This is a genomic window from Nitrobacter sp. TKz-YC02 (assembly GCF_049852135.1).
GTDB classification, from domain to species: Bacteria; Pseudomonadota; Alphaproteobacteria; order Rhizobiales; family Xanthobacteraceae; genus Nitrobacter; species Nitrobacter vulgaris.
This window is the reverse complement of sequence record NZ_CP180728.1, coordinates 2,890,824-2,916,988: the sequence shown is the minus strand read 5'-3', so window position 1 is coordinate 2,916,988 and position 26,165 is coordinate 2,890,824. Positions and strand designations below refer to the sequence as shown.

Genomic DNA, 26,165 nt, shown 5'->3' with positions numbered 1-26,165 from the left:
CGCGGCGCTGTCAGATCAACCGATCCGACGCTAAGTTCATCGCCCGAAAGCGCCACTGGCATGAATCAATATCACGATCTGCTCAAACGAATACTCGGCGAAGGTACGGAAAAGCATGACCGTACCGGCACCGGAACGCTGTCTGTCTTTGGACATCAGATGCGCTTCGATCTCGCATCTGGCTTTCCGATGTTGACCACCAAGAAGCTTCCCCTCCGGTCGATCGTGCATGAACTGCTCTGGTTCCTGAAGGGTGACACCAACATTAAATATCTGAAAGACAACGGCGTCTCGATCTGGGATGAGTGGGCCGATGCAAACGGCGATCTCGGCCCGGTCTACGGCTCGCAATGGCGTTCATGGCCCGCGCCGGACGGTCGCAGTATCGACCAGATCGCCAACGTCATTGACATGATCCAACGCAACCCCGATTCGCGGCGGCTGATCGTTAGTGCGTGGAATCCGGCCGATGTCGATAAGATGGCGCTACCGCCGTGCCATTGCCTGTTCCAGTTCTATGTCGCCAACGGAAAACTGTCATGCCAGCTTTATCAGCGCTCGGCCGACGTATTCCTCGGGGTGCCCTTCAATATCGCGTCCTATGCGCTGCTGACGATGATGGTTGCGCAGGTTACGGGGCTTAATCCCGGCGACTTCGTACATAGCTTGGGCGATGCGCACCTGTATTCGAATCATCTTGAGCAGGCTCGGCTTCAACTCGCGCGGCCCAAGCGGCCGCTGCCGACGATGACGATCAATCCCGAGGTGAAGGATATTTTCGCGTTTCGCTACGAGGACTTCAAACTCGAAAATTACAATCCCCATCCGCACATCAAGGCCGAGGTCGCGGTATGACCGGGATTGTCTCCCCGCGTCCGGAAATAGCCCTGGTGGTTGCGGTTGCCGAGAACGGGGTAATAGGTCAGCGTAATGGAATCCCGTGGCGGCTGAAAGCCGATCTGCAACGCTTCAAGGCGATCACCATCGGCAAGCCGATCGTAATGGGCCGCAAAACCTTCGACTCATTGCGTCGGCCACTGCCGGGACGAACCAACATCGTCATCACCCGCGATCCGGACTTTACTGCGGCCGGAGCGTTGGTGACACGATCGCTGGTAGACGCGCTCGCCATCGCAAAAGGAGATGCCATGCGGCGTTCGGTCGCTGAGATCGCGGTGATCGGCGGTGCCGAGATTTATACCGCGTCCATGCCTGTAGCCGATCGCCTCGAAGTGACCGAGGTTCATACCCAAGTCGATGGGGATACCGTTTTCCCGCCGATCGATCCCTCGATCTGGCACGAAGTCGCCCGCTGCCGAAACACGGCGGCCAGCGGCGACACTGCCGATTATTCTTATGTGACATATCGCCGTCGGATGCATTAACCGCATTCCCTGATGTTTGCATTGACATTTGTCTGATCGAATATAGCTCCTTGCAGCTAACAAGCCGCGTTGTAAGGGCCGAGAGCGTCCCCTATAAGGTCGAATGGAGAGCGAGGTTAGGCTTTAAAGGCCCATCCGCGCGGAGGAGAGTGTCGATGCCGTGGAAGAATCAAACCGGGGGGCCATGGGGTCAGGGTCCGAAAGGACCTTGGGGAGCCGGCCCGCAGCCGACTGGACCCAAGCCGCCGGATCTTGAGGATCTGCTGCGTCGGGCTCAGGAGCGTATCCGGCAACTGTTGCCAGGCGGACATCTGAGCGGCATGGGCATCTTGCTGATCCTGGTCGGCGCGGTCGTGATCTGGGGGATGTCCGGCTTCTTCCGGGTGCAGTCGGAAGAACTCGGTGTGGTGCTGCGCTTCGGCAAGCATGTACGGACCGTGCAGCCTGGCCTCAATTATCATCTGCCGTATCCGATCGAGACCGTTTTGCTGCCGAAGGCGCTGCGTGTCTCGACCCTCAATATCGGTTTGACGCTGGCTCAGGACCCAGCCCGGAATACCAGCACGATGCGCGACGTGCCGGAGGAAAGTCTGATGCTGACGGGCGATGAAAACATCGTCGACGTCGATTTCACGGTGTTGTGGCGGATCAAGCCGGGCGGGGTCGGTGACTTCCTGTTCAATATCCAGAATCCGGAAGGTACCGTCAAAGCGGTGGCTGAAAGTGCGATGCGCGAATTGGTGGGACGTTCGGATATTCAACCCATTCTAACGTCCGAGCGAACCAAAATTGAAGCTTCGGTGCACGAACTGATGCAGAAGACCCTGGATGAATATGGCGCCGGTGTTCTGATTCAGCAGGTGCAGATGCAGAAGGTCGATCCACCGGCTCAGGTCATCGATTCATTCCGCGACGTGCAGGCGGCGCGTGCCGACCTCGAGCGGCTGCAGAACGAAGCCCAAACCTACGCCAATCGAGTTATTCCCGATGCGCGCGGACGGGCGTCGCAGATCGTGCAGAATGCTGAAGGCTACAAGGGACAGGCCATCGCCGAAGCCAAGGGTCAGAGTTCTCGGTTTCTTCAGGTTTATGAGGCCTACAAAACGGCGCCTGACGTGACGCGCGAGCGCATTTACCTAGAGACCATGGAGCATGTGCTCGGAGACGCCGACAAGCTCGTATACGATCCGGGTTCATCGTCGCCGGGTATCTTGCCTTACCTGCCGCTGAGCGAATTGACGTCGCCGCGTGGCACCGGGACTGTGAACCAGCCGGCCAGGACGAACGGGAGCGCCCGATGAAAATCGGAGTTTTAGGGATTGCCGGGCTATTGGTGGGGCTGGCCTTGCTGGTGGTAGGATACAGTTCCGTTTTCACGGTGAGCCAGACCGATCAGGTGTTGCTGGTGCGACTGGGTGAACCGGTGCGTGTCGTCACCGAGCCGGGGCTGCATTTCAAGGCGCCGTTTGTGGACTCGGTGATCCAGATCGACAAACGAATTCTGGACCTTGAGCAGGCGTCGCAGGAAGTCATTGCGTCGGACCAGAAGCGGCTCGTCGTCGACGCGTTCGCGCGCTATCGAATCAAGGATGCGCTGCAGTTCTACCAAAGCGTCGGCTCCGTCCAGGCAGCCAATATCCAGTTGACGACGCTGCTCAATGCGTCGCTGCGTCGTGTTCTGGGCGAAGTCACCTTCATCCAGGTCGTGCGGGATGAGCGCGAACATCTGATGGGTCGCATCCGTGACCAGCTCGACAAGGAGGCCAGTGGATACGGCATCTCGGTCGTCGATGTTCGGATTCGGAGAGCCGATCTGCCGGATCAGAACAGTCAGGCGGTCTATCAGCGCATGCAGACTGAACGACAACGGGAAGCCGCCGAGTTCCGCGCTCAGGGTGGTCAGAAAGCCCAGGAGATCCGGGCAAAGGCTGATCGCGAAGCGACCGTGATCGTGGCCGAGGCCAATTCCGCGGCCGAACAGATCCGCGGCCAGGGCGATGGCGAGCGCAACCGGCTATTTGCCGATGCCTACAACAAGGCCCCGGACTTCTTTGCGTTCTACCGGTCAATGACCGCCTACCAGAACGGATTGAAGGGCAGCGGCACCCGCTTCCTGCTGAAGCCCGACTCTGACTTCTTCCGCTTCTTTGGGCATCCGAGCGGCAGGCCTTCGGCATCGGCGGCGAAGCCGTAAACCAGAAAGATTGCGATGCCGGGGGAGACGTCGTCGATGGGTTCCATCGCCTTCGACGATTTTCTTATCGGTCTCGGTATTCTTTTCATGATTGAAGGCATCCTGTTTGCCGCGGCACCGGAATGGACGCGGCGAGCGATGAAAAGTGCGCTGGCGGCTCCGGAACACATTTTGCGGATGGTGGGTATCGGGTCGGCAATCGTGGGCCTTATCCTGATCTGGCTGGTCAGGCGTTAGGGAGCAGGCTATTGGCAGTCACCGACTCTATAGTTTGATCCGCCAGTGACCCTGTAGTTCCAAGCCTTCGCCGCGACGATCGCTGAGATCATGCGTGCGAATATTATAGGTTTCGCACGAAGCGACCGCCGGTCGGCATGAAGAAGGCGCAAACCTACTGGATCTACCGGGCGGGAGCGGCTCGAAAGTCTGAGCTTGCAACGTATCGTGAAGGCGGTGCCAGCTTTTTGCCGTAATCGGAAATCCCGATCGATCAGCGAGCGCCGTTTCGCTGCTTGCGCGTGTTCGGCGTCCGGCGCAGTGTATGCCCGGCAATATGCTTCTCCAGGAGAGACTCGAAACATGATCCGAGCGATTCACGCGTTGAGCTTTCGCCGGCGTTCCCTGCTAATCGCGCTATGCCTCAGCGCCGCTAGCGCCATGATATCCGAGCCGGCGCTGGCCCGCGGTCCCGATGGCATCGCTGACGTGGCGGAAAAGGTGATCGACGCGGTGGTCAACATCTCGACGACTCAAACCGTTGAAGCAAAGGGCGGCGAGAGTCGCCGCGCCATTCCACAACTTCCGCCGGGATCACCGTTCGAGGAGTTCTTCGACGACTTCTTCAAGAATCGCCGCGGCGGCAAGAATGGCGGCCTGCAAACGCACAAGACAAACTCGCTCGGCTCCGGATTCATCGTCGATGCCGCCGGAATTGTGGTCACCAATAATCACGTCATCGCCGATTCCGACGAGATCAACGTCATTCTGAATGATGGCACCAAGGTCAAGGCTGAAACCGTCGGGGTCGACAAGAAAACCGATCTCGCGGTGCTGAAGTTCAAGCCGCCGCATCCGCTGACCGCCGTCAAGTTTGGTGATTCCGACAAGTTGCGGCTCGGCGAATGGGTGATTGCCATCGGCAATCCGTTCAGTCTTGGCGGCTCCGTTACCGCCGGGATCGTCTCGGCGCGCAACCGCGACATCAACAACGGCCCCTATGACAGCTACATCCAGACCGATGCCTCCATTAACCGTGGCAACTCCGGTGGTCCACTGTTCAATCTCGAGGGCGAGGTCGTGGGAGTGAATACGCTGATCATCTCGCCGTCGGGCGGTTCTATCGGGATCGGCTTTGCGGTACCGTCGAAGACGGTAGCAGGCGTTGTCGATCAATTACGGCAGTTCGGTGAGTTGCGTCGAGGTTGGCTTGGTGTCCGTATCCAGCAGGTCACCGACGAGATCGCCGACAGCCTCAATATCAAACCGACCCGCGGGGCGCTGGTTGCCGGCGTGGAGGATAAAGGTCCAGCTAAGCCTGCCGGCATCGAACCCGGCGATGTCATCATCGCTTTCGACGGAAAGGACATCAAGGAGCCGAAAGATTTATCTCGCCTTGTCGCCGACACGGCAGTTGGCAAGGCAGTCAAGGTCACGATCATTCGCAAAGGCAAGGAAGAGACCAAGAAGGTAACGCTGGGACGGCTCGACGACAGCGACAAGGCAACGCCCGTCTCGATCAAGACCAAGCCTGATGACGACGACAAGCCCGTAACGCAGAAGGCGCTCGGTCTCGATCTCGCCGCGCTTAGCAAGGATCTGCGTGCGCGCTACAAGATTAAGGACAGTGTCAAGGGCGTCATCGTTACCGATGTGGACGCGGATTCCGACGCGGCCGAGAAGCGGCTCAGCGCGGGCGACGTCATCGTAGAGGTGGCGCAGGAGGCCGTGAGTAGCGCTTCCGATATCCGCAAGCGCGTCGATCAGTTGAAGAAGGACGGCAAAAAGGCAGTGTTGCTGATGGTTTCGAACGGTGCTGGCGAACTGCGGTTTGTGGCGCTGAGCTTGAAGTAGGCACGAACCACATCGGAGCGGGGTTGTCGTGGTCGGGGCAATCGCCGTTCGATGGAGCGGTATCCCTTCGTTCGCCTGTGGCCGCGCGTCGAACTCCGTCTTTATCGTGCCATCGCGAAAGATGTGGATCACTGAACGATAGCGGAGACGGCGGCTGATTGCGTTTTTGAGTCTGAATGGACTCAAGCGGTCACAAACTCGTCGCGTCGGTATCCCTGCGCATAGAGCAGGGCGGTAAGGTCGCCGTGATCGATTCGGGCGGCTGCCGCCGCGGCAACCGCGGGCTTGGCGTGATAGGCGACACCTAGACCAGCCTGCTGGATCATGCCGAGGTCGTTGGCGCCGTCGCCTACCGCCAGCGTATCAAGATTGTCGAGATCGGAGGCCTCGCGCAGTTCGATCAGAGTTGCAAGTTTCGCCTCGCGGCCGATGATCGGTTCGGCGGCCGCGCCCGACAATTTTCCGTCTTCGACCAGTAGTGTATTGCCGCGATTTTCCTGAAAGCCGATCATGGCGGCCACCGCTTTGGTGAACAAGGTGAAGCCGCCGGAGATCAGGCAGGTATAGGCTCCATTGGAGCGCATGGTCATGACCAATTCGCGCCCGCCCGGTGTCAGCGTGATGCGCTTTGCCAGCACCTCGTCTACGACTGATACAGAAAGACCCTTCAGCAACGCCACGCGCTCGCGCAGCGCGGTTTCAAACTGCATTTCGCCGCGCATGGCACGCTCGGTGATCGCTGCTACATGCGTCTTGAGACCGGCGAAATCGGCGAGTTCGTCGATGCACTCCTGGCCGATCATGGTGGAATCCATGTCGGCCAGAAACAGCTTCTTGCGCCGGCCGAGCTGCGGCTGGATCACTACGTCGATCGGCAGATCGCTGCGCGCCTCGCGCAGGCGCTGCGTAATGGCCGGAATGGGCTCGTCGCTTTCGAAGGGAATGTCGGCCGCGACTTCGTCCCACAGCCAGCGCGCGGGGCCGGCATTGCTCAGAATTGCGCGCGCGCCGTCGAGCACCGTGCTATCGAGCGCGGGGTTAACCGGATTGCAGATCAGCGTGGCGACGAGTGACATGGATGGGGAGAGCTCTGGCGAGGTAAACGGGCAGGCGACGGATGCCGTGCTTATCGCAGGGCCGACCGCGAGCGGCAAGTCTGCGTTGGCGTTGTCGCTTGCCGAACGGACGGGCGGCGTCGTCATCAATGCCGACTCCATGCAGGTCTATCGAGATCTCCGCATCTTGACCGCGCGGCCGACCCCTGATGAGGAGGGGCGGGCGCCGCACCGGCTCTACGGCCATGTCGATGCGAGCGTGAACTGCTCCGCCGGGATGTGGGTCGCCGATGCAGCGGTCGCTCTCGCCGAAGCTCGCGCGCAAAACCGGGTGCCGATTTTCGTCGGCGGCTCCGGCCTTTACTTCAAAGTGCTGACGCGCGGTCTGTCGGCGGTGCCGCCGATTCCGTCTCAGGTGCGCGATGACGTCCGAGCGCGCCTCGAACGTGACGGGGCCGAAGCGCTTCATGCTGTTCTCGCGCGGCGCGATCCGGCGGCGGCGCAACGTCTGAAACCGCGCGACCGCGCCCGCATCGCCCGTGCCCTCGAAGTTGTCGAGGCGACCGGACGCTCGTTGACCGATTGGCATCGCGATGGCTTGCCGCCGTTGCTGCCGCCGGAGCGGGCGAGGGCGGTCTTCGTTGCTCCGGATCGTGAAGTGCTCTACGCGCGGATCGACGCCCGTTTCGATGCGATGCTGGCGGCCGGGGCGCTGGAGGAAGTCGCGGCGCTGGCCGAACGGCGTCTCGACCCGCTCCTGCCGGCGATGAAGGCACATGGCGTGCCCGCGCTGGTCCGGCATCTGCGCGGCGAGATTTCGCTGGCGGAGGCCGCCCAGATCGGGCGCGCCGACACGCGCCACTATGCCAAGCGGCAGTTCACCTGGTTTCGTCACCAGTTGACAGAGTTCGCCTGGATGCGGCCTGAAGAGGCCAGAAAGGCGCTGGACTAAGAGGTTTGACGTTTCGCGCTGAGGCGACCGGCCCCTCGGCCCCTTCCAAACCGCCGAAACCGGCTTATTTGCATCGAAACACCGTTGACGGCCGCAAATCCGCCCCGTATAACCCGCGCAACCTTTGGGAACGTTAGCTGTAAAATGCGCAACTTTGTTATCAGTCACCTCGTCCCCGTTATCATCGTACCTTGGAGCACCGCCCGGGACGGCTGAGCCGTCCGAATGGAAGGCGGTGTGCCGGGGGCCTTCAAGGCCCTTTTTTATTGTTTGCGACGCTGGCGGACACGAAGCCTGCGCGAATCCGGAGCCGACCATGAGTCAGACCAAGCGCCAAGATTCCAATCAGATGACCGGTGCGGCCATGATTGTTCGAGCCCTCGTCGACCATGGTGTCAAAAGCATTTTCGGTTATCCGGGCGGGGCCGTACTCCCGATCTATGACGAGATTTTTCAGCAGAGCGATATCGAGCATGTCCTGGTGCGGCACGAGCAGGGCGCAGGTCACGCGGCCGAAGGCTACGCCCGCTCCACTGGCAAGCCGGGCGTGGTGCTCGTGACCTCTGGACCCGGTGCTACCAATATGGTGACGCCGCTGACCGATGCACTGATGGACTCGATCCCGCTGGTCTGTATCACCGGCCAGGTGCCGACGCACCTGATCGGCAACGATGCGTTTCAGGAATGCGACACCGTCGGCATCACTAGGCCCTGCACCAAGCACAACTGGCTGGTGCGCGACGTCAACGATCTCGCCAAGGTGCTGCACGAGGCGTTCTATGTCGCGACCACTGGTCGTCCCGGGCCGGTCGTGGTCGATGTGCCCAAGGATGTCCAGTTCGCTACCGGCACCTATCACCCGCCGCGCAAGACCGATGTCCACGCGTCATACAAGCCTCAGATAAAGGGAGATGCCGGACAGATCCGCAAGGCTGTCGCGCTGCTAGTGAATGCCAAGCGGCCGATGATCTATACCGGCGGCGGCATCATCAACTCGGGCCGAGAGGCGTCGAAGACGCTGCGCGCGCTGGTCGAAGCCACTGGTTTTCCGATTACGTCTACTTTGATGGGACTAGGCGCCTATCCGGCCTCCGGCAAGAGCTGGCTTGGAATGCTCGGCATGCACGGCACTTATGAGGCCAACATGGCGATGCATGACTGCGACGTCATGCTGTGCATCGGTGCGCGCTTCGACGATCGAATAACGGGTCGTACCGATGCGTTCTCGCCGGGATCAAAAAAGATTCATATCGATATTGATCCTTCCTCGATCAACAAGAACATCCGCGTCGACGTGCCGATCATCGGTGATGCTGGCAGCGTGATGGCCGACCTGTTGCAGGCTTTCAAGGCGGAAGGCAAGACGCCGAAGATCGATCCGTGGTGGTTCGAGATCGGGCGCTGGCGCGCGCGAAACTCGCTGGCCTACAAGAAGAACGACGACGTGATTCTGCCGCAGTTCGCGATACAGCGTCTGTTCGAGGCGACGCGAGGCCGGGACACCTACATCACAACCGAGGTCGGCCAGCATCAGATGTGGGCCGCGCAGTTCTTCGGATTCGAGGAGCCGCACCACTTGATGACCTCGGGTGGCCTCGGCACTATGGGCTACGGTTTGCCGGCCGCGCTGGGAGTGCAAGTGGCGCATCGCGACAGCCTCGTCATTGATATTGCCGGCGATGCTTCGGTACAGATGACAATGCAGGAGATGTCGACGGCAGTTCAGCACGAACTCCCGATCAAGATCTTCATCCTCAACAACCAGTACATGGGCATGGTGCGGCAGTGGCAGCAATTGCTGCACGGCAACCGCCTGTCGCATTCGTATTCCGAAGCGCTTCCCGATTTCGTCAAGCTCGCCGATGCTTTCGGCTGTGTCGGCCTGCGGGCGACCAAACCCTCGGATCTCGACGCTGCGATCGCCGAAATGATCTCCGTGAAAAAGCCGGTGCTGTTCGACTGCCGCGTCGCAGCGCTGGAAAACTGCTTCCCGATGATTCCATCCGGCAAGGCGCACAACGAAATGCTGTTGCCGGCGGAAGCCAATGATGATGCGACCGCGGCCGCCTTTGCCGGCGGCAAGGCGCTGGTGTGAAAATGTCTCGAAGTGTCGCCACGCACAGATCGTCATGCGCGGACTTGATCCGCTCATCCATCGTGAAGACGGCTTGCCGGGGCACAGGCGAACGAAGCGACGCCGTTTTACGAACGGCTACGCCCGGCAATGACGGCAATCACGATATCGATTTGAGAACATATCCATGAACCAGCCCGCTTCCGCCTACTTTCTCGAAGAGCGCCGCGATCCGAATGAGACGCACACGCTGTCGGTGCTGGTCGCCAACGAACCGGGCGTGTTGGCGCGGGTGATCGGGCTGTTCTCAGGTCGCGGTTACAACATCGAAAGCTTGACGGTGTCCGAGACTGAAAATCAGAAGCACGTCTCGCGAATTACCATCGTCACCACTGGCACCCCAATGGTGATCCAGCAGATCAAGCATCAGCTCGACCGCATGATCCCGGTTTATCAGGTCGTTGATATGACACTGACCGGACGCTCCATCGAGCGTGAGCTAGCCATGGTCAAGGTGAAGGGTTCGGGGGACCAACGTATCGAGGCAATGCGGCTCGCAGAGGTGTTTCGTGCTCGTGTGGTGGATGCCACCAATGAGAGCTTTGTGTTCGAGATTACGGGCGGCACCTCGAAGATCAATCAGTTTGTCGACCTGATGCGGCCGATCGGTCTAGTCGAAGTGTCGCGAACCGGTGTCGCTGCGATCGGCCGCGGACCGGAAGGGATGTAAGGTCATGCTGGCGCGCGACTGGTTTTACAGTGAACGTGGGCGGATCGGATTGGATTCGCTCATTGCTGCGCGCTCCGCGATCTATGATCACGATGATAGCGGCAGCCGGGCTCGCGCAACCCTCGCCAAGCTAGGCGTGCGGCCCGGCTGGCGGATCGCAGATATCGGTTGCGGCACGGGCACGCTCGCTTGTGAAGCCGCCAGGATGGGTGCGGAAGTCTATGCGGTCGATATTGCGCCGGCAGCGCTCGCTCTGGCCGAGGCCCAGGCGCGTGACGGCAACATCGCGATCCGGACTCAGGCGGCCGGTCTGCTCAGTTTTGCTCTCGCATCGGATTCTCTGGATCTGGTCGTGAGCGAGTTCACGCTGCATCATCTGCCGGATTTCTGGAAGGCAGTCGCGCTGTCGCGCATGTTCCGCGTCGTCAAGCCCGGCGGACAGCTGTTTCTGCGCGACATCGTGTTCGTCCGCGAACCGGATGGCTCCGACCGAACGGTCGAGCAGTGGGCGGAATTCAACATCAACAACCACGACTTCCCAAGTGGCGAGGTCGCCAGCCACATGCGCGACGAACATTCGACCTTTGGTTGGGTGATTGAGCGGATGCTGAAAGACGTCGGCTTTACGCTGGTATCTGCGGACTATCACGCGCCGCTCCATGGCACTTATCTCTGCCGCAAGCCAGGCGACGAGCCTCCGGCATAGGCTTGTGTTTGTCGCGCGTCGTTATTTACCTTTCTTACCGGACGACCTTTGAAGTTTTTCCATCATCCAAGGCATTGCAGCGGACTTGTTTCCCGGCATCCGTAGCCCTAAAACCGGGCGCAACTTGTGGCCGCAAAAGAGGATCAACCATGCGTGTTTATTACGATCGCGACGCCGACCTGAACCTAATCAAGGGAAAGAAGGTGGTCATCGTCGGCTATGGTAGCCAGGGCCACGCTCATGCGCTGAACCTGAAGGACTCCGGCGTCAAGGAGGTCGCGATCGCGCTGCGCAAAGGCTCCGCTTCCGCCAAGAAAGCTGAGGCCGCTGGTTTCAAGGTGATGGAAGTCGCCGATGCCGCGAAGTGGGGCGATCTCGTGATGATGCTGACGCCTGATGAACTGCAGGGCGACATCTATCGCGGGCAGTTGCACGACAACATGAAGAAGGGCGCGGCGCTCATCTTCGCGCATGGACTCAACGTGCATTTTAATCTGCTGGACCCGCGCGCCGATCTCGATGTCCTGATGATCGCTCCGAAAGGTCCTGGCCACACTGTCCGGGCGGAGTATCAACGCGGCGGCGGCGTTCCTTGCCTGATTGCGGTTGCCAAGGATTCCTCGGGTAACGCGCATGATCTTGGTCTTAGCTACGCCTCGGCGATCGGCGGCGGCCGCGCTGGTATCATCGAGACCACGTTCAGGGAAGAGTGCGAGACCGACCTGTTCGGCGAACAGGTTGTGCTCTGCGGCGGTCTGGTCGAGTTGATCAAGAATGGCTTCGAAACCTTGGTGGAAGCCGGTTATGCACCGGAGATGGCCTACTTCGAGTGCTTGCACGAGGTGAAGCTGATCGTGGATCTGATCTACGAGGGCGGTATCGCCAATATGAACTACTCGATCTCCAATACCGCTGAATACGGTGAATACGTCACGGGTCCGCGCATCGTGACCGCGGAGACGAAGAAGGAGATGAAGCGCGTGCTCGACGATATTCAGTCCGGCAAGTTCGCTCGCGACTGGATGCTGGAAAACAAGGTCAACCAGACTTCCTTCAAGGCGACCCGCTCAAGGCTTGCCGCCCATCCGATCGAGGAGGTCGGTGCAAAACTCCGCGACATGATGCCGTGGATCAAGAAGGCCGCCATGGTCGACAAAACGAAGAACTGAAGTTCTTCATTCCTGCCTATGATTGATCGCGCGGTGCGATCTTAATGATCAGGAGTATGGTGCGCGGGTCGACTAACAATGAATTGAGGCTCCCTCTCCCATAAGGAGAGGGAAGGTGCCGCGGTGAGGTACACAAGCAAGCATCTACCACCTTATTTCTCGTCGATCTTCGTCCATAACCACCGCGCCACCGTTGCCGATGAACTGTCCGCGTCACTGCCGCTGGCGCGAAGATTGGCCTCGCGCATGAGCGTGATGCTGATTCTTCCGAGCAAGGGCTGAATTGCGGTGCGCAGCTTTGCGTCGTTGGCGTGCCGGGGTGATATCAGCACGATCGCGTCATAGGGCGGAATGGCGTGTCGGGGATCGTCAAGCACGGTCAGGCCGTATTTGGCGATCAGTCCATCGCTGGTGTAGCCCGCGATCACGTCGACTTCGCCGGAATCCAGGGCGGCGTACATGAAGTCCGACTGCATCTGTCGCCGCTCACGAAACGATAATCCGTAAGCGCTCTTCAGAGTCGTCCATTCAGGCCGGGCGAAGAATTCGTAGTCGCCGGCGATCGACATCGTGCCGGCGCGGGCGGCGAGGTCGGAGATCGAATGAATGTTCAGTGCGTCGGCTCGTGTTTTGGGCATGAGCAGCGCGTAGGCGTTCTCGAATCCGAGTTCACCAAGCAGCGTGATATTTTGCCGCGCCAACCTCGCCTTGAGCTCGGTGAGTAGTTCCTCGCGCGGCTTGACGTCTGTCATATGGAACTGATTGGACCACAGCGTGCCGGAATAATCGACGTAGACGTCAACGTCGCCATTCGCTAGCGCATCGAAAATGACGTTGGAGCCAAGACCCTCGCGGGTGGTTACGGGAAGACCCGCGGTTTGTAACCGGTGCGAGATCAGCGCCGCGAGCACATATTGTTCGGTGAAGGTTTTGGCGCCGACGATGTAGGTGGGTGTCGCGCGGGTGAGGGAGGGCGCCATTGTGGCGGTAGCGAGGACTACGATGCCGACAAGGCCGACTGACACGCGGATGTGGCGACGTATCCGCAAGCCGGATTCGATCAGCGCCAGCAACTGATCGACGACCAGCGCGAGGCTTGCCGCGGCGATGCAGCCGAAGAGCACGAACACCCAGTTCTGGGTCTGCAGCCCGGCAAAAATGTAGTTGCCGAGGCTGGTCTGGCCGATCGGCGTAGAGAGTGTCGCGGTGCCGATCACCCAAACCGCGGCGGTGCGGATGCCGGCCATGATCACAGGAAGCGCCAGCGGAAGTTCGACCATGACGAGGGATTGCCGCGCTGTCATACCGACCCCTCGGGCCGCTTCCGTCAATGCAGGATCAATCCCCTGCAAGCCTGTGATGGTGTTGCGCAGTACCGGAAGCATCGAATAGAGCGCCAGCGCCAGGACCGCAGGCAAGAATCCGAATGCTGAGAATCCGAGGTTGAACCATCGCGACGTCATTGTCGCCAGAGCCAGGAGGAGGGGATAGAACAACGCCAACAGCGCCAGCCCCGGCATGGTCTGCACGATGCTTGCAAAACCGAGAATCATACTCCGCAGCACCGGCCGGTTGCGAGCGGCCAGCGCGAGCGGAAAACTGATCACGAGTCCCAGCGCCAGCGCCGTCACGCTGACGCGGACGTGGTTGCCAAGATAGCCGGGCAGGTGACCGAGCGCTTCATTCCAGCGCGGATCAAAGAGCAAACTCATAACGTGATGCTCTGTGAGAACGCTGCCTGAAGCCGCTCGGCCTGGCGGCGTGGCGTGCCGAGCAGCTCGCAGACATAGGGGTTGTCGATACGAGACAATTCCTTCGCCGTGCCCAACGCAATCAGGCGACCTTCATGCATGACAGCAACGCGATCCGCGAGCAGCAGCGCTTCGGTCATGTCATGGGTGATCATGATGGTTGTGAGACAGAGTCTGGCGTGCAGCGCACGATAGTCGTTGCCAAGCGCGTCACGCGTTACCGGGTCGAGGGCACCGAACGGCTCGTCCATCAGGACGATGCGCGGCTCTGCGGCAAGTGCTCGCGCTACGCCGACCCGCTGGCGCTGGCCACCGGAAAGTTCATGCGGAAAGCGATCGCGGTGTTGGGCGCGGTCGAGTTGCACCAGATCGATCAACTCGTCGACCCGCGCGGCGATTTCGGATTTCGGCGTCCCGAGCAGGCGGGGCGTGATGCCGATGTTGGCGGCGATAGTCATATGCGGAAAGAGGCCGCCGCTCTGGAATACGTAGCCGATGCGGCGGCGCAGCCCGATCGCGTCGATTCCGGCGATATCCTCGCCCGCAACGGTGATAGTTCCGGCGTCGGGATCGATCAGGCGATTGGCGAGCCGCAGCAGTGTGGTCTTGCCAGAGCCGGAACCGCCGACAATGGCGAGGAATTCGCCCGCCGCGATGGCGAACGAGACGTCGTCCACAGCTCTTACATAGTCGTCTCTTGCACAGCCGCCTTTGAAGCTTTTGGCTACATGCGAAAACGCGACCAGCGGTGAGGTTTCGCTCATGCCCCGCGGGGGTTATCACACGGCCGCGATCGCACCAAGCCCATCCCCTTGGTGGCAACAGTAAATTCTAGGCGAAGCCCGAACCCACAGCTTAGTTCGAGTTTTGATCCGGTCGGGGACGCTGGAAGGCGTCGACAATTTTATCTTGCTGTCCCCGCCTTTATTTTGTTTTGGATCCGATTTCTCGCTACGCTCGAAACCACCATCTCCCGCAGGAAATGGGGAAGCAAAGGCGCAATTCCCTTATGAGAAAGACATCATCGTTGTTGCCAGAACAATTAAAACGCTACGTGGAGCCCTTTCGTGTCGATGGTACCAGGGCGTTTCGTCTCGCCTCGTACAAAACTGCGGAGCGCGGCGGCATCGACAAGGACAGCGGGCAGGAGATTATCAAGGCCAACCGCGACCGCCTTAGCGATTTGCAGGAAAAGCTCTATGCGCAGGATCGCTGGTCGCTGCTCCTGATCTTCCAGGGCATGGACGCCGCCGGCAAGGACAGCGCCATCGAGAGCGTGTTCGACGGCGTCAATCCGCAAGGCTGCGACGTTCATTCTTTCAAGCAACCTTCAACGGAAGAACTCGATCATGATTTCATGTGGCGCGCGGCGCGGCGGCTTCCCGAACGCGGGCGCATCGGTATCTTCAACCGCTCCTATTATGAGGAAGTACTGGTGGTGCGCGTGCATCCGGAAATTTTGGCAAAGCAGAAAGTTCCACCGAAGCTGGTGACGAAGAATATCTGGCGCGAACGCTTCGAGGATATTTCGGCTTTCGAGAAATATCTCGCCCGTAACGGCACGCTCGTGCTGAAATTCTTTCTCAACGTCTCGAAGGAGGAGCAGCGCCGGCGCTTTCTAGATCGCCTGGAGGAGCCGGCGAAGAACTGGAAGTTCTCGATGGGCGATGTTGCCGAGCGAAAGCTCTGGGACAGGTATCAGGCGGCCTACCAGGACATGATCCGCCATACATCCTCGCTCGATGCGCCGTGGTATATCGTGCCGGCCGACCACAAGTGGTTCGCGCGTGTCGTTGTCGGATCTGCCATTGTCGGCGCGCTGGATGGGTTGGACCTGCGGTTCCCTAAGGTCGACAAGAGCGAATTGGGTGAATTCAAGAAGGTTCGCAAGGCATTGCAGAATGAGAACAACAGCGCGTCGCGCGTAAAGAAGGCGGCGGTGAAGCATGCTGCGGGGGAGAAGTCCGAAGTTGCTTCCGATTCGTCGGCATCTCGAGGAACAGGGAGGTCGGCACGAACGAACTGAGCAGAGTGGTTGGTCACGATTCCTGACCAAATTTTGGGCATTGCGATGTCAGGTCATTCTCGTCTAAAATCCGTGTAGGAAGGGTCGGCAACGAACCGTCAACGGTTCTTGTTGAAAATGGCCCTCTAAAGGGTTCGGTAATGCTGGCTTGCAGCGAGATGGCAGGAGTTCACGGGCTGGTGGCGTCGGCCACTGGTTCCGAAGAGATTCCGGCTGCGCCCATGCCCAGTCTGCTGACTGGCGGGCTTCTGCTTCTTATCGGCCCCTGAGCGCCGGCTGGGCAGTTGTTGCCTGGGCACTCAGGGGGAACGCAGAAACGCCAGCCCCTTCGAGCGCCCGCACGGCGCACTGACCAGAGGATCATTCCCATGACTACCGCGAATAAGTCCGACAAGGACCGCGTCGTTATTTTCGACACCACCCTGCGCGACGGCGAGCAATGCCCCGGCGCCACCATGACTTTCGAGGAGAAGATCGAAGTCGCCGAGATGCTCGACGACATGGGAGTCGATATCATCGAAGCCGGCTTCCCGATCGCTTCGGTCGGCGATTTCGAAGCGGTCGCGGAGATCGCGAAGAACGCTAAAAGCGCGGTAATCGCAGGTCTGGCCCGCGCCATTTCCGGCGATATCGCTCGTGCCGGTGAAGCGGTGCGTCATGCACGGCGGGGCCGCATCCACACCTTCGTTTCCACTTCGCCGATCCATCTGGCGCATCAGATGCGCAAAAGCGAGGCGGAGGTGCTGGAGATCATCACTGCCACGGTGACGCAGGCCCGCAACCTGGTCGAGGATGTCGAGTGGTCGGCGATGGACGCGACCCGCACCCCAATTGATTACCTGTGCAAATGCGTAGAGACGGCGATTGCAGCCGGCGCCACCACCGTCAACCTGCCAGACACCGTTGGCTATGCCGTGCCTGACGAGTACCGGCGGATGTTCAAGACCATTCGCGAGCGGGTGCCGAACGCGGATAAAGCGATCTTCTCGGTGCACTGCCATGACGATCTGGGTCTCGCCGTCGCCAACTCGCTGGCCGGCGTCGAGGGTGGCGCGCGCCAGGTTGAATCCACCATCAACGGCATTGGCGAGCGGGCAGGGAACGCCGCGCTGGAAGAAGTCGTGATGGCGATCAAGACCCGCGGCGATGTCATGCCGTATTGGTGCAACGTCGAGAGCACCATGCTGACTCGTGCCTCCAAGCTGGTTTCGGCGGCCACCTCCTTTCCGGTGCAGTATAATAAAGCGATCGTCGGCCGAAACGCGTTCGCGCACGAGAGCGGCATTCATCAGGACGGCATGTTGAAGAACGCGCAGACCTACGAGATCATGACGCCGGAAAGCGTCGGCGTGAAACAGACCTCGCTGGTGATGGGCAAACATTCCGGCCGCCACGCTTTCCAGCACAAGCTGGAAGAACTCGGCTATAAGCTGGCCGAGAACCAGTTGCAGGATGCGTTCGTGCGCTTCAAGGCACTGGCCGACCGTAAAAAGGACATCTACGACGAGGACATCGTTGCGCTGGTGGACGAGGAAATGGCCGCGTCGCATGATCGCATCAAGCTGACATCGTTGACAGTGATCGCAGGCACTCATGGCCCGCAGCGAGCGACCATGAAGCTCACCGTCAATGGCCAGACCCGGATCGAGGAGGCCGAAGGCAATGGCCCGGTGGATGCGGTGTTCAACTGCATCAAGAGGCTGGTGCCGCACGAGGCCAAGCTCGAACTCTACCAGGTTCATGCGGTGACCCAAGGCACTGACGCGCAGGCGGAAGTGTCGGTGCGTCTCAGCCAGGACGGCCGCGCGATGACATCGAAGGCCGCCGATCCTGACACGCTGGTTGCATCCGCCAAGGCCTATCTCGGTGCGCTAAACAAGATCGTGATGAAACATCAGCGCGACCTTCCTTCGGCCGCTGCCAGCTGACTGCCCGTTCCGCAAGCGAAACGGACGGTGCGTCAACCGCCGTTTGTGCGAGCGACAGATCCTGACGCGACATATCATCGCGACGAATCGCGAGGCGACATTACATCTTCGTAAGATAGGGTTCCCTTGCGAAGATGTAATTTGCTTGGTGTGCTGCGCGCACCCATCTTGATTGGACCTTGCAAAGGAGAGTTCCAATGAAGAAGGCCATCCTCGCCGGCGTCGCAGCGCTGATCATCGCCGGTTCGACAGCGGTGTACGCTCACCCGCGTCACCTGTGGTCCCATGATCGCGTACAACTCAGTCAGCAGGACCGAACGGCTATCGCTGATGCGCGGATTGCGGCGGTCCACGCCGGTCTTACTCTGACGCCGGATCAGGAAAAGCTGTGGCCGCCGGTGGAAAAGGCAATCCGTGATTTCGCCAAACTTCGGATCGACCGGGCCGACGCCAAGATGCAGGCTAAGAAGGAGAGCAAGAACGAAGCCAAGAATGATGATGCGGAAAAGCAGGCGCCTGTTGATCAGGTGGCGCGGCTTCGCGCGCACGCCGATCGCATGGCCGAGACAGCTGCAGCTTTGAAAAAGATCGCTGATGCTGCCGATCCGCTTTACAAGACCCTCGACGATGGCCAAAAGCGGCGCCTGATGGTTCTCACCCGTATGAATCACGGCTTCGGAATGGGAAGCTGGCGCCATCATCACTTTGACCGAGGCGGTGATTGGTCCGATCATAGCAAGGACCGCGACGGGGACTCCGGTCACCATGACCAGCAGAAGCCCGGACGCCTCTGACCCGCCGACATAAGTTAGCCCAGCCATGAGGAAGCCGCCGGAAATCGGCGGCTTTTTCGTCTCTCCGAAGGCTGCGGCGGCAGGGGAAAGCGGGGCTGCGTTGCTGGACATCGTGGGTTCGCTTTGCTAAACGACCCCCTCCCGCAAGGGAATTTCGGACAGTTCCGGGCGATTAGCTCAGTTGGTAGAGCAGCTGACTCTTAATCAGCGGGTCGTAGGTTCGAGCCCTACATCGCCCACCAATAAAATCAGGCACTTGGCTCCTTTTCCCAAAAGCTTAGCCTCGCTATAGCCTCTTACTGCCCGCGCTTAGGCTAATTGGCAGGTCGGGCGGCGATTGCGAGGAAGCGCGTTATTTTCGCCTTGAGTTTATCGGGCACCCGCAGCTCGCATTCCCATACGACCAGCGGAGTCCATCCTGCCGCGCGCAATGCCTTCACCGATGCTGAGTCTCGCAAGCGGTTGCGCCCGATCTTCGCGCGCCAATAGTCCGCATTGGCCTTCGGCTCTCTAGCCCCACGCTTGCAGTTATGCCCGTGCCAAAAGCAGCCGTGTACGAAGATGACCTTGCGCCGCGACGGAAAAACGATGTCAGGATTGCCCGGAAGGTCCTTCCGATGGAGCCGGAAGCGGTAGCCGAGCCGGTGGACCATCCGCCTTACGAACAGCTCCGGAGCGGTATCCCGTGAGCGCACTGCGCGCATGGCCGCGCTGCGCTCAGGGCTGGTTAGGTTCTGCGGATGGCGGTGAATAGGGACTCTCTCGCTACTTGCCCGTCCCGCCGGATGCGCGTCAGGCGCACCGTGTCCGCGCCCTTGTACTGCACCTCGAAGTCCACGAACTGCAGTTCGGCGTCTTTTCCTTTGAAGCATTGATGCAGCGCCGCGAGGAATTGGACATCCGCGAGAGGCTGGGCGACCGGCGAGGGATTGGTCCGCGGATTCGGTACCGTGGCCGGGAACATATAGATGCATGGCGGCGGAAGTGAGAACGGGCCGCATTCGGTGAGCCGCTCGGGAGCTTCGGCGGTCTTCGGACAAGGCCGGCCGAGCGTGCCGCAAACCATGTCCCATACGACCAAGCCGTCGACCCGCTCAGCGCGCGTGATGATCTCCGCCCCCAGCCGCACGTGGATTCCCGACCATGCGTTATGCCGCGGGTCGGCGCCCGGGTTCGTGCAGACGCTCCAGACGATGAACTCGTTGGCATGCGCCGGCCGGTCGAAGATGTTCGTGTTGTTGCCGTCCAGGCACCCCTTGAGCTCCACCACCGAAATGCGGCCGGACGGCATCGTGATCGTGTAATCGTGGCGGTTATCGCTGCCGGAGGATTCCCATTTCGCGATGAACTTCCCGTCCTGCATGTAGTTCAGCACGTGCTGCATGAATGAGCGCTTCGGGCCCATTGATGCCGAGAACTGCCCCCGGATGCGCTCTATCGCGCCGCGGAATAGTCCCGAGTTATAAAACTCCGCTTCGCTAAGGCCGTGGGAGCCGAGCTTGTGCGCTTCGGTCTTCAACACCTCGGAAAATTCGCGGATTCGGAGTCTGAGTTCCTCGTTCTGCTCGCATGGTATTACGTCGGTCAAGCCGCCTTCCTTGGAGCGATCGGCGCGGGGGCAAGGACGGGCTCGAAAATGTGAGCCGCGAGGTAGCGGACCACGGGCACCACTACGCCGTCGCCGGTCAGGTGATAAGCCTCGTTGTAATTGACAGGAAGTGCGTACTCCTTAGGCAGCCCCATGAGGCGCGCGGTCTCCTGCGCGGAGATGAGGCGGGACTTCACCTTTTCTCCTTCGACGACCAGGATGAGCTGCCGACTAGATCCGCCCGCCGGCGTCCTGAGGCATCCCGACACGCGGTCGAAACGGACCTCGGCGCGCTGCACCTTGCGCTTGAACTCGTCGCTGCGCGTCCGCTTGTAGACGCACCCCACCACGCGCCCGCCGGACTTCTTCGCTTCCAGCAGCTTTTCCCGGTTCAGTTCGCTCATCATCCTGATAAGCGCCCGCGTCTCCTCTCGGGTGTGCCACTCGACGCCGACCGGATCGTCCTCGATGAGGTCTGCAAGGTTGGTGTTGCGCTTCGCGGGCCGAGGAAGATCCCACCACACCCACCTCTGGCGCGACTGCGCCGAAAGCCTGCTGTGCGCGCAGCGGAGGCCGCGCGTGTGCCAGAGCGCGCTGGGCTCGGCGGAGGCGATGCCGGAAGGGATTTCCACGTCGTCGCGTACGGCGATGATGAAGAGCCTGGGCCGCGACTGGGGCACGAAGAGAGCGGCGTCTATAACGACGGCACCGAACCGGTACGATGCTTGCCGCAGCGAGGTGCATATCGCCGCGAAGTCCTTGCCTTCGTGGGACGTGAGCGTGCCGCACACGTTCTCGAGAACCAGCATCCGCGGCGCGCGTCTCTCGGCGGCGAGCCCCTTCATGAGCTTCCAAAAGGGCCAGAACGTACCGGAGCGCTCGCCCTTGAGGCCCGCGCCCCCGCCTGCGAGCGAAAGGTCTTGGCAGGGGAAAGACGCCCAGACCAGGTCCGCGGCGCCCGGCAGATCGGCAGGCGCGAGCTTGCTCACGTCGCCGTGCCTGAGCTCGGGCGCGCCGTTCCAGTTGTCGCGATAGACCCGCGCTTTCTTATGGTCGAAATCGTTGGCGAACAGGCAGGTCCAGCCGGCTCCGAGGCCGGCGCGGGCCATGCCTCCGCCCGCGAAGAACTCGTAGAAATTGAGGGAGCTGTCCGCCATCTGCACCTGCAAACCGTACGCCACCATACGAATCATCGGGGGATAGTACCAAGGAAACAAATAAAGAACATTAACCGGAAAAACTGCCCAAAGGTCTCCGGCATGACTGCTTTTCCTTGAAGCGCGCGGTATGATCCCGCAACCGAGGAGCGCGCTATGGTCAAGGTCGATGTGGATTTCGCTTGGAACGAGACGATCCAGGACGTCCTCAGGGGAATCCGCAAGCACGGCGGGAAGATCGTTGACTTCGAGCCGACGGGGCCGGGCGGCGGCAATCCGAACATCCTCTTGGGCTTTGATACGGAATCTGCCGCGCTGGGCTTCCTCGCTGAGCGGTACCCGGACGAAACCGAGGAGTTCAACGCCTCGCGTCTTCGACGAGCTGAGGCGTCAGTCCGCTAAGCGTTTCCAGAACTGCGAACGCGACTCCGGCTCTTGCATAAGCACGTAAGCGCCCATCCTCTGTCATAGAAGAAGCCTCGCCCTAAGCAGCAATCGCACGCAGGCCACGGATCGCGGCCGGCGCCGATATTCGCCTCATCGCAGGGTTGGAATGGCCGGGTGGGGGTAGTGCGCATAACTCTTCTTATAAATTCTATTATTAATACTATCTGCTGTGGATAGGGGGATAACTGGGTCGATTTATGAATTCCGCGTGAGCCTGTAACGGTTTTCTTATCCCCACTTTATCCGGAATTTGTCCGAGTGCTGTCCCCACTTCGGCGGCTCAACCACACACCCGTTCGCCGCTGTCCCCACTCGGGCAGGTTTCGCGCAGGCGCTATCCCCACCTTTATCCACACCTCCCGGGCAGGGCGCCGGGCCTCAGGCGTCTAAAAGATACTGCCTGCGTCCCAGCGTCTTGCCCACGGGTCAAGAACCAACGTTCCAACCATGGCGCCTTTGGACGCTCGCGCGCCATTTTGGAAGACGCTCTGCGTGGTCGTAGCTGTTGTGGCACTTACGACATAGCCTGATCCAATCGGAAACCTCGCGCCTATACAGTCCCGACTTGTTGGCCCAGTCGTATAGCTTTGCCCGATCCGTTCCACACTTCTCGCACTTCTGCGGGGTACCCAACACCTTACGAACCCAATCGTGGAGTGCCGCGTTGCCGACGCGGTCGCCCTTCCAGCTATGATGCTCATCGCCTCTCTTGGCCGTGCGACGTTGCCATTCGTAATAGCAATAGCGCGAGCATAATTTACCGCCGCCGCGGCGTATCTCAGTCGAGTGGGTCAGGAAGGCTTTTCCGCACACAAGACAAATGCGTCTAATCTTGCCGATCCGCACATCTGATTTCGTGCAAGTCTTGCACTTGTTGAGATGCCTGTCGCGCATTTGGGCGTGCGCGTAGAATTCGCTTATGGGCTTCTCGTGTTTACATTTGAAGCAAGTCTTGAGCGGCACATATCCAATTGTACGTCTAGAACGGTATCCGTCAAAAAGGGATGTTCGAGATGTCGATGTCTTCCTCCTCGGGATAAGGGATAGGCGCTGCGCTTGCTGTGGCCTCGCCTGAGCCGCGTTCGGACGGCGGGCGCTGGTCCGTGTCATCCTCGGGCGCTACGTCCTTCACAGGCCCGTTTGCGGCGCCTGGGCGCGGGCCGAACTGCACGTTCTCCGCCACGATATCGGTGCGGTACATCTTGACGCCGTCTTTTTCGTATGTCCGCGTTTGAATGCGGCCCTCGACGTGCGCGATGCTGCCCTTCCTGAGAAACTGCGCGCAGCTCTCCGCCTGCTTTCCGAACACGACGATGTTGTGGAACTCCGGCTGCTCGACTTTCTCGTTACCCTTCTTGACGCGACGGTTAGTTGCGAGTGTGAACGTGGCGATCGAGCCGCCGTTGGCGAGGGCCTTGAGTTCGGGATCGCGGGTAAGTTTGCCGAGCAACAGGACTTTGTTGAAGTTCATAGGAATTATTTTTAGCGTTTAAATCTTGGGATCGAGGCTGCATGCCGGAACTAAGCTCCCTGCCGCCAGTTCATTGTCCACACGAAGCTGGTAGGACCCACATGGACACTACAACGCTCATCATCATCATTGTGATCGTGCTTCTCCTTGGCGGCGGCGGTTGGTACGGCCGCGGGCGCTGGTTCTGATCGCCAAGTGTCATCCGAGTAGGTTTGCCAAGAACGCTACGCACTCGTCGCTCTGCTCGGCGAGGTCGTCTCTGCGGAGGTTCCACGATATTCCGCTGTTCACCATGCCGCTATTGATGAAGCGGGTACCGTTTCCAACGTCCGTCTTTGGCTGAACCCAGAGCGTCGGTATCGCCAACAGCACGTCGGCGAGGCGGATGGGGCGACCGTGCTCGCGTTTGATTTGAAGCCCCTGCCACGAATTCTTGTCACGCAACGTCGTATCGCTTGGGTTCGCCTCGATGCATGCGGCGCGTATCAGGTCGAGCTGTTCTTGTCGGGTCATAGCCTCAGTCTCGCTATCGTCGTTATGCGGGCAGTCGTAGTCGTTGCCGCACGCGCTGGTGCATAGGGTGTTGGGCTCGTCGTCGGCGTCTTTGCTTACCTTCGCCCATAAGTCTTCGGGACGTTTGCCTTCACTGCAACACCCGTCGCACCCGTGTATGCCCTTGTGATGGCCGATGCCGTGCGGGCATATCAGCTCCGTGAAGCCTGTTTTGTGCATGTCGCGGTGGTTCTGCACGCTGAGGTGATAGTCATTCATTTTAGTAGTTCTGGGTTCTGATAAATGTCTCCGATGACCTCGCATTCCTTTTGTTCTACGTAATCCTGGAAGAATGCGCGGAGTGAAATCCAGCCGAGATCGCCATAGGTGACTTCGCCACCTTTTACCTCCATCCCAAATTCTCCGTCTCTCATCTCGACTAGGAAGAAACTATTGACGCCGGTTTCCGCCACTTTTTGTTCGCCGATGCCATTGTGGACGTAATGGCTCTCGGTGTCCGGGTACATGAGGATACTCCCGACCCAAATCTCCTTGTCGTACTTATCAGTGAAGCCGGTGAATTGCAGCAGCGCCTCGGGCACGCGCTGCACTCCCTCGCTGTCGAGGATGCGGTGGACCTCGCCGGTCTCGGTGAAGCTGATAGCGCGCACCTCGCGCATCTTCCCGTTGGCCCATGCTCGGTACTTGATAGGGCGGTTCATATCTTTTCGATGGTTATGCGATAGCGGCCGATGCTCCTGCCGTAGTGGGTAATGGTCTGGGTGAGCGTGGCCACCGCGGCGTTGTTGTCCAGGCAGAATGTCTTGACGAGAAACACCGCACACCGATCGATATGCTTGAGTATCGCCGGGTCGGTATCCTTCTTGGTTGCCTTAGCCATGGTTTTCCGCTTCCGCGCGCGCGGCGTCCATAGCTGCTAATGCGGCGGCTTCCTCCTCCGCCGATAGGTCACCGGCCGCCGGATCAGCCGCTTTGGGAGCTACAGATGCCGGGGCAGGGGCCGCGGGCTTTGCCGGCGGCATCGCTTTCACCTTCTCCTCGAGGCGCATGAGGATGGCGTCGGCGTTTTCGACCCGAGCGCCGTCGAGCTGCGTCAGCCCTATGATGCTCTTGCGGATAGCTTCCTGCGTCGCCACGTCGGCGCCCAGCAGCCTGAGGCAGTGCACTATCTTCGCTTTCTTGAGGTTGATGTCCTCCGGCGCGGCCTCCTTGCCGGAGTTAAGCCACTCGAGGATGCGCCGGCCTATCTTCTCGTCGATGACGAACACCTCGTCCTTGAAGAGATTGGTGCGGTCCTTCGACGCGCGCGCGTTGTGGTCCTGGTCAACGTCCAGGAAGACCGTGAACTCGTACTCCATGCCCTCGCGCTGCACCGGCGCGAGCCCGAGCTTCTTGACGGTCTTGCGGCCCTTGTCGTTGTCGTCGATCGCGTAGTCCTGTTTCGAGCGCACGGTGGCGATCACGTGGGCGGGCGAGTTGAGCATCGCGTTCACGAGCGCGCGGTGCTGGGGCGTGAGCTTCGCCCAGACGGTAAAGCGGTTGCCTCCGGCCGAAAGCTTGTCGGCCTGGTCAAGGATGCCGCCTTCGTCGCTCCATGCGTGAGAGAGGCTGTCGATGATGACGGTGTCGTAGCCGGCTTCCTCAGCGGCGCGGATCGCCTCGACGTACTTCTCAGGCTTGTACGGCGGCTGGAGCGTGATGATGTCGTAATCGAAAAGGTCCGCATACAGGTCGCCCGAGCCGCGCTCGGTATCGATCATGAGTATGCGGCCGGTGGGCGTGATGCCCTTTGCGAGCTTCAACGAGCTCATGGTCTTGCCGGCGCCCGACGGGCCGGCGATGCCGAGGCGCAGCTTGGCTTTCGTGCGCTCGGCTTTGCGAATTTCTACAGTCATGCATGGAGCGGCCTCTGCTATGGATTCAAGAGGTCGCGGCTAAAACGATAATGTGTGGCTTGCTGAGCGTGAGAGAGACCGCGGATCCCGGCGGCCAGTCTGTGGTTATATGCTGCGCCCTTACGCTCTCTCCCGCGTTCAACAAACCACTGTGATGCCCCAAATCCCCGGCTCTAGGCGCTTAACTTCCTTAGGTGGAGGGGTGATTCAGCTCCCTGGTCACTACCTAGAGGGGGAGGCTTGAGGCGTCACTGCGTCAA

General features: G+C 60.1%; 26 protein-coding genes and 1 tRNA gene. 16 read left to right on the top strand and 11 right to left on the bottom strand.

The features are described from left to right. Positions 1–60: 60 nt before the first annotated feature. The 6 genes from ACM561_RS14010 to ACM561_RS13985 all read left to right on the top strand — a co-directional run bounded on the left by ACM561_RS14010 (position 61) and on the right by ACM561_RS13985 (position 5,649). Positions 61–855, top strand: a complete 795-nt coding sequence (locus ACM561_RS14010; RefSeq protein ID WP_425905774.1) for a thymidylate synthase — start codon at positions 61–63, stop codon at positions 853–855. Continuing rightward, positions 852–1,385, top strand: coding sequence for a dihydrofolate reductase (locus tag ACM561_RS14005; RefSeq protein WP_425905772.1), 534 nt, complete (start codon positions 852–854; stop codon positions 1,383–1,385). The genes ACM561_RS14010 and ACM561_RS14005 overlap by 4 nt, the downstream gene beginning before the upstream one ends. A 155-nt stretch (positions 1,386–1,540) precedes the next feature. Next, positions 1,541–2,686: an FtsH protease activity modulator HflK gene (hflK, locus tag ACM561_RS14000; RefSeq protein ID WP_425905770.1), complete on the top strand. Its 1,146-nt coding sequence runs from the start codon at positions 1,541–1,543 to the stop codon at positions 2,684–2,686. Then, on the top strand, positions 2,683–3,579 hold the full coding sequence (gene hflC, locus ACM561_RS13995; protein ID WP_425905769.1) for a protease modulator HflC: 897 nt from the start codon (positions 2,683–2,685) through the stop codon (positions 3,577–3,579). Before hflK ends, hflC begins: the two co-directional genes overlap by 4 nt. A 36-nt stretch (positions 3,580–3,615) precedes the next feature. Continuing rightward, the gene (locus tag ACM561_RS13990) at positions 3,616–3,816 is read left to right on the top strand and encodes a DUF2065 domain-containing protein (RefSeq protein WP_425905767.1); all 201 of its coding nucleotides are present in this window, start codon (positions 3,616–3,618) and stop codon (positions 3,814–3,816) included. Positions 3,817–4,158: 342 nt separating this feature from the next. After that, positions 4,159–5,649: a Do family serine endopeptidase gene (locus tag ACM561_RS13985; protein WP_425905765.1), complete on the top strand. Its 1,491-nt coding sequence runs from the start codon at positions 4,159–4,161 to the stop codon at positions 5,647–5,649. A 182-nt stretch (positions 5,650–5,831) separates the two neighbouring features. Here the strand turns inward: ACM561_RS13985 and serB are convergent, their stop codons facing one another. Further along, positions 5,832–6,725 (bottom strand): phosphoserine phosphatase SerB, encoded by an 894-nt coding sequence (gene serB / locus ACM561_RS13980; protein ID WP_425905764.1) that lies wholly within the window; start codon positions 6,723–6,725, stop codon positions 5,832–5,834. Between serB and miaA the strand changes: the two genes are divergently transcribed. From miaA to ilvC, 5 genes are all read left to right on the top strand, one after another. Beyond that, positions 6,724–7,656 (top strand): tRNA (adenosine(37)-N6)-dimethylallyltransferase MiaA, encoded by a 933-nt coding sequence (gene miaA / locus ACM561_RS13975; RefSeq protein ID WP_425909756.1) that lies wholly within the window; start codon positions 6,724–6,726, stop codon positions 7,654–7,656. The two genes, serB and miaA, sit on opposite strands and share 2 nt — an antisense overlap. 316 nt (positions 7,657–7,972) lie before the next feature. Then, complete coding sequence (locus ACM561_RS13970) at positions 7,973–9,751, top strand: acetolactate synthase 3 large subunit (protein ID WP_425905762.1); 1,779 nt, start codon at positions 7,973–7,975, stop codon at positions 9,749–9,751. 166 nt (positions 9,752–9,917) lie between these two features. Beyond that, entirely contained in the window at positions 9,918–10,460 is a 543-nt protein-coding gene (gene ilvN, locus ACM561_RS13965) for an acetolactate synthase small subunit (RefSeq protein ID WP_079447372.1), read from the top strand. Positions 10,461–10,464: 4 nt separating this feature from the next. After that, the gene (locus tag ACM561_RS13960; protein WP_425905760.1) at positions 10,465–11,166 is read left to right on the top strand and encodes a methyltransferase domain-containing protein; all 702 of its coding nucleotides are present in this window, start codon (positions 10,465–10,467) and stop codon (positions 11,164–11,166) included. A 149-nt stretch (positions 11,167–11,315) separates the two neighbouring features. Next, positions 11,316–12,335 (top strand): ketol-acid reductoisomerase, encoded by a 1,020-nt coding sequence (ilvC, locus tag ACM561_RS13955; protein ID WP_425905758.1) that lies wholly within the window; start codon positions 11,316–11,318, stop codon positions 12,333–12,335. Between the two features lie 152 nt (positions 12,336–12,487). On the opposite strand, the gene ACM561_RS13950 is transcribed toward ilvC, so the two are convergent. Further along, a complete protein-coding gene (locus tag ACM561_RS13950) occupies positions 12,488–14,047 on the bottom strand; it encodes an ABC transporter permease/substrate-binding protein (protein ID WP_425905757.1) in 1,560 nt (519 codons plus the stop codon). Beyond that, positions 14,044–14,850, bottom strand: a complete 807-nt coding sequence (locus tag ACM561_RS13945) for an ATP-binding cassette domain-containing protein (RefSeq protein ID WP_425905755.1) — start codon at positions 14,848–14,850, stop codon at positions 14,044–14,046. The genes ACM561_RS13950 and ACM561_RS13945 overlap by 4 nt, the downstream gene beginning before the upstream one ends. A 245-nt stretch (positions 14,851–15,095) precedes the next feature. On the opposite strand from ACM561_RS13945, the gene ACM561_RS13940 reads away from it, so the two are divergent. From ACM561_RS13940 to ACM561_RS13925, 4 genes are all read left to right on the top strand, one after another. Further along, complete coding sequence (locus ACM561_RS13940) at positions 15,096–16,112, top strand: polyphosphate kinase 2 family protein (protein WP_425905754.1); 1,017 nt, start codon at positions 15,096–15,098, stop codon at positions 16,110–16,112. Between the two features lie 368 nt (positions 16,113–16,480). Next, the gene (locus ACM561_RS13935; protein ID WP_425905752.1) at positions 16,481–18,040 is read left to right on the top strand and encodes a 2-isopropylmalate synthase; all 1,560 of its coding nucleotides are present in this window, start codon (positions 16,481–16,483) and stop codon (positions 18,038–18,040) included. Positions 18,041–18,237: 197 nt separating this feature from the next. After that, entirely contained in the window at positions 18,238–18,834 is a 597-nt protein-coding gene (locus ACM561_RS13930; RefSeq protein ID WP_425905750.1) for a Spy/CpxP family protein refolding chaperone, read from the top strand. Positions 18,835–19,000: 166 nt separating this feature from the next. Then, positions 19,001–19,076 (top strand) — tRNA-Lys (locus tag ACM561_RS13925). A gap of 72 nt (positions 19,077–19,148) precedes the next feature. On the opposite strand, the gene ACM561_RS13920 is transcribed toward ACM561_RS13925, so the two are convergent. From ACM561_RS13920 to ACM561_RS13910, 3 genes are all read right to left on the bottom strand, one after another. After that, complete coding sequence (locus ACM561_RS13920) at positions 19,149–19,586, bottom strand: very short patch repair endonuclease (RefSeq protein WP_425909754.1); 438 nt, start codon at positions 19,584–19,586, stop codon at positions 19,149–19,151. Further along, positions 19,562–20,356, bottom strand: a complete 795-nt coding sequence (locus ACM561_RS13915) for a hypothetical protein (RefSeq protein ID WP_425909753.1) — start codon at positions 20,354–20,356, stop codon at positions 19,562–19,564. Before ACM561_RS13915 ends, ACM561_RS13920 begins: the two co-directional genes overlap by 25 nt. Before the next feature lie 62 nt (positions 20,357–20,418). After that, complete coding sequence (locus ACM561_RS13910) at positions 20,419–21,615, bottom strand: DNA cytosine methyltransferase (protein ID WP_425905748.1); 1,197 nt, start codon at positions 21,613–21,615, stop codon at positions 20,419–20,421. A 120-nt stretch (positions 21,616–21,735) separates the two neighbouring features. On the opposite strand from ACM561_RS13910, the gene ACM561_RS13905 reads away from it, so the two are divergent. Next, positions 21,736–21,981 carry a hypothetical protein gene (locus tag ACM561_RS13905; RefSeq protein ID WP_425905746.1) on the top strand — a complete coding sequence of 82 codons (246 nt, stop codon included), beginning with the start codon at positions 21,736–21,738 and terminating at the stop codon, positions 21,979–21,981. A gap of 1,039 nt (positions 21,982–23,020) precedes the next feature. Here ACM561_RS13905 and ACM561_RS13900 read toward each other — a convergent pair. The 5 genes from ACM561_RS13900 to ACM561_RS13880 form a co-directional block, all read right to left on the bottom strand. Further along, positions 23,021–23,497 carry a single-stranded DNA-binding protein gene (locus ACM561_RS13900; RefSeq protein WP_425905744.1) on the bottom strand — a complete coding sequence of 159 codons (477 nt, stop codon included), beginning with the start codon at positions 23,495–23,497 and terminating at the stop codon, positions 23,021–23,023. A 198-nt stretch (positions 23,498–23,695) separates the two neighbouring features. Beyond that, complete coding sequence (locus ACM561_RS13895) at positions 23,696–24,268, bottom strand: hypothetical protein (protein WP_425905743.1); 573 nt, start codon at positions 24,266–24,268, stop codon at positions 23,696–23,698. Then, complete coding sequence (locus tag ACM561_RS13890) at positions 24,265–24,711, bottom strand: YopX family protein (RefSeq protein ID WP_425905742.1); 447 nt, start codon at positions 24,709–24,711, stop codon at positions 24,265–24,267. Before ACM561_RS13890 ends, ACM561_RS13895 begins: the two co-directional genes overlap by 4 nt. Further along, positions 24,708–24,890, bottom strand: a complete 183-nt coding sequence (locus ACM561_RS13885; protein ID WP_425905741.1) for a hypothetical protein — start codon at positions 24,888–24,890, stop codon at positions 24,708–24,710. Before ACM561_RS13885 ends, ACM561_RS13890 begins: the two co-directional genes overlap by 4 nt. Continuing rightward, the gene (locus ACM561_RS13880) at positions 24,883–25,905 is read right to left on the bottom strand and encodes an ATP-binding protein (protein ID WP_425905740.1); all 1,023 of its coding nucleotides are present in this window, start codon (positions 25,903–25,905) and stop codon (positions 24,883–24,885) included. The genes ACM561_RS13885 and ACM561_RS13880 overlap by 8 nt, the downstream gene beginning before the upstream one ends. Positions 25,906–26,165 lie beyond the last annotated feature (260 nt).